Annotated in this window: 5 protein-coding genes; 2 read left to right on the top strand and 3 right to left on the bottom strand. The window is 61.3% G+C overall.

All coding sequences use genetic code 11. The annotated features are described in order from the left end of the window. Both PF446_RS10535 and PF446_RS10530 read left to right on the top strand, forming a co-directional pair. On the top strand, positions 1 to 480 hold a 480-nt coding region (locus PF446_RS10535; protein WP_298071380.1), incomplete at its 5' end, for an urea carboxylase-associated family protein. Then, on the top strand, positions 473 to 1567 hold the full coding sequence (locus PF446_RS10530; protein ID WP_298071379.1) for a hypothetical protein: 1095 nt from the start codon (positions 473 to 475) through the stop codon (positions 1565 to 1567). The genes PF446_RS10535 and PF446_RS10530, both read left to right, overlap by 8 nt. Position 1568: 1 nt before the next feature. On the opposite strand, the gene PF446_RS10525 is transcribed toward PF446_RS10530, so the two are convergent. The 3 genes from PF446_RS10525 to PF446_RS10515 all read right to left on the bottom strand — a co-directional run. Then, positions 1569 to 2480, bottom strand: coding sequence for a UPF0104 family protein (locus PF446_RS10525; protein ID WP_298071378.1), 912 nt, complete (start codon positions 2478 to 2480; stop codon positions 1569 to 1571). 144 nt (positions 2481 to 2624) lie between these two features. Beyond that, on the bottom strand, positions 2625 to 2972 hold the full coding sequence (locus PF446_RS10520) for a hypothetical protein (protein ID WP_298071377.1): 348 nt from the start codon (positions 2970 to 2972) through the stop codon (positions 2625 to 2627). Positions 2973 to 3049: 77 nt separating this feature from the next. After that, positions 3050 to 3217 (bottom strand): transposase (locus tag PF446_RS10515; RefSeq protein WP_298071381.1); only part of this gene is annotated, 168 nt, incomplete at its 5' end.

The following is a 3217-nucleotide window of genomic DNA, read 5'->3' as shown; positions in this document are numbered from 1 at the left end:
AATCGCGCGGACACGCGTGACGCCATATCCTCCGGGCGCAGCATCGATTACGCCAGCAAGCTGTTTCTCGGTGTGGGCGACAAGATCTACTCCCATCGCAGCAACGTGCTGCTGGATATTGTCGAGGATACCGTCGGGCGTCACGATTTCCTGCTGTCCCCTTGTTCGGCCGAGATGTTCCGTATCATCTACCAGGACGACGACCCGCATCGTGGTTGTTTCGGCAGCCTGGTCGACGCGCTGCAGCCGTTCGGCGTTGCTGCCGATGACATCCCCACTGCGTTCAACGTTTTCATGAACGTGCAGGTGGACGGCAACAGTGGCGTCATCAGCGTGGAGCCGCCGCTCAGTCGCGCCGGGGATTTCATCATCTTCGAGGCGCGGATGGATCTGGTGATTGGACTGACCGCGTGCTCCGCAGGCCAGTCCAACAACTTTTCCTACAAACCGATCCATTACGAAGTGATTCGCAATGGCTAACTCTCGAATGGCGGCCACCACTGCCGATCGGTCACCGGCGCATTCAGAAAAAGTCGGCGCATTCGAACGGCTGCCGAAGTGGCTGAACCTTGTGCCCATGGTGATGCAGTGGGCGTGGCTCGGTCTGCGGCATGGCAGCGTCACCCTGCCATCGAGCGCCAATCCGCACATTACCGCGGGTGGCCTGGTCGGCGACACCAAGTCCGAGTACTTCGAGTGCATGGGACCGTTGGCGCGCGCCAGAGTGGCGCCGTTCGTGATGCTGCGCCCTGGCAATCAGTCCACATCGTCGGCCGCATTGGCAACGATGCATCATGCAGGCCTGAACTTTCCCGTGGTGGCCAAACCGGACCTGGGCTGGTGCGGCTATGGCGTGCGGCGTATCGACAATGCTCAGGCGCTGGAGGCCTATCTTGCGGCTTATCCGCAGGATGCATCGTTGATGCTGCAGGCTTATCTGGACGACCCGGGCGAGGCCGGGATCTTCTATGTACGTCATCCGCAGCAGCCTTGCGGGCAGTTGCTTGGCATCCTGCTGCGCCACTATCCGCAAGTCATCGGCGATGGGCTCAGCAGCGTTGCGCAACTGGTTGGCGCGGACGTTCGGCTGCGGCGCACGATACGCAACCCTGAACATGACTACGATTACAGCAGCGACTATGTGCCCGCCGTGGCTGAAGTCGTGCGGCTTTCACTTATTGCGTCCACCCGCGTGGGTGGACGATACGAAGATGGCTCAGATTGCGCCACGCCGGAATTGACCGCGGCCATCGAGGCCATCGCGCGAGACATGCCGCAGTTTCATGTCGGCCGCTTCGATGTTCGCTACCGGACGCTGCAGGATCTGCGTTGCGGCCGATTCACCATCATGGAAGTGAATGGTGCCGGCGCCGAGGCTGTGCATGCGTGGGATCCGAAGTACTCCATTGCCGAGGTCTACCGGATCGTCTTTGCCAAGCAGCGTTTGCTGTTTTCGATAGCAGCCGCCAATCGCGCGCAGGGCCACCGCCCCATTGGCATGCTCGCGCTGGCACGCCATCACCTGCATCAACAGCGGTTGATCAGGCAGTACCCGCGATCCAATTGATTCAGGTCGCCGCCTTGTGCGGTCGACGTGCCTCGAAAGCGCCGAGTGCCGCAGCCGCCAGCGCGAACGGCACAAGGCTGTAAGTCAGGCGATAGCACAGCATGGCGGCGAGAACGCCGGCGCGCGCGTGCGGCGGGAAAGTTGCCAGGACGATCACCTCGAATATGCCCAGCCCGCCGGGAACGTGACTAATCAGGCCGGCGACAACGGCGCCCACATAGATGGGCAGGAAGTCGATGAATGGTGGGGCGGTGCCGACCGGGAGCAGCACGTACAGGGCGCCGACGGCTGCGATCATCTCGATGCCACCGACGACCATCTGCGTGGCAGCCGCAGTGGCATCCGGAAAATCCAGCTTCCAGCGAACGATGCGCAGCGATCGCGGCGTGCCCCTCAGCCAGGCGAGGAACGCCAGCAGCAAGAGCAGGATGCCGGCCCCGAGAGGCCGTCCCCAACCGTGCGCAAGCGTCGGCTCCCACAGCATGGCCAGCATGGTCACCACCGTAAAGCCCATCGCCACACCAAAGCCGGACAGGGCAACAATCCGTGCGATGTCACCTTTGCCCAGGCCGGCAGTGGCATAGATGCGATAGCGAACCACGCCACCTGTAACTGCCGGAAAACCCAGCGTATTGGAAAAAGCGTGCGATACCGCACCGGCAAACGCAGCCAGCTTCGCGGACACGCGCTGTGGCACGGTCAGCCGCGATGCGATCACGTCCAGCATCGCCAGCATGCAAAAGCTGACCAGACTGGCGGCCAGAGAGACCGAGATACGGCCTGCCGGTAGCGATGACCACGCCCGGGCGACACCGAGCCAGTCGATAGCCAGCAAGGAGTCCCCCAGCATCCATGCCACGAGCACGAGTGCAACCGGCGCGGTGAACCAAGAGAGCTTCAGGCGTTTGGGCATGGTCCTGAGGTTAGCGAAAATTGCTTCCCAAGTGTCGCAGGTACGTCATAAATCAACGATATAAACAGGTCAGCTTCGTCTTTTGACTGGTTAGCCCGGCCTTCAGTCAACCTCTCTCTATGCGCCGGAGCAACGCCGTCAGTGTCATGTCTGATAGCGCGGCACGATCTCGCACCGACGGAAAGACCCGCGTGTCGTGCAGGCCTCGTTGTTGCTTGAGGATAGCCAATATGGCACGCGATGGATTTGCTTGGCCTTCATCCGTTCCGCAGGCAACGTCCATACGGCAGCCTTTTGTTCGACCTCATCCCACGACATGAAACGAACTTCACCGGAACGGCTCGCCGTCAGGATGAGAAACATCAATGCCTGGCGAGTCACCTTAAAGCCATGGGGTGAGTGCAACTGCGTCGTGACAAATGCAGGAACGACCGGCCAAGGCATCGCAGGGTGGTGCTGAGTTTGTATCGTCTTGCCCGGTTGCAGCGGCAAGAGGTGACCGACCACGTCGACCGGGTTGGACTCGACGTCCCCCCGCTTTCAGTAGCGGGACGGTTTAGAGTCCAGGTTCACTTTAACTGCTTCGCGTAGGCAGCGGGCGTCAGCCCGCCCAATGCCTTCTTCGGCCGCTCCTCGTTGTATTCCCGACGCCAGCGTTCGATCTCAGCACGTGCGTGCAACAGACTGGGAAACCAGTGCTCGTTAAGGCATTCGTCGCGCAGGCGGCCATTGAACGA

The organism is Oleiagrimonas sp., from assembly GCF_027858935.1.
GTDB lineage: Bacteria > Pseudomonadota > Gammaproteobacteria > Xanthomonadales > Rhodanobacteraceae > Oleiagrimonas.
The sequence above is the reverse complement of the archived record's forward strand: the minus strand, read 5'-3'. Positions and strand labels throughout refer to the sequence as shown.

Bases quoted from the DNA above. Each gene is read 5' to 3' on its own strand.
- PF446_RS10525 (WP_298071378.1), bottom strand. From the start codon at position 2,480: ATGCCCAAACGCCTGAAGCTCTCTTGGTTCACCGCGCCGGTTGCACTC.
- PF446_RS10530 (WP_298071379.1), top strand. From the start codon at position 473: ATGGCTAACTCTCGAATGGCGGCCACCACTGCCGATCGGTCACCGGCG.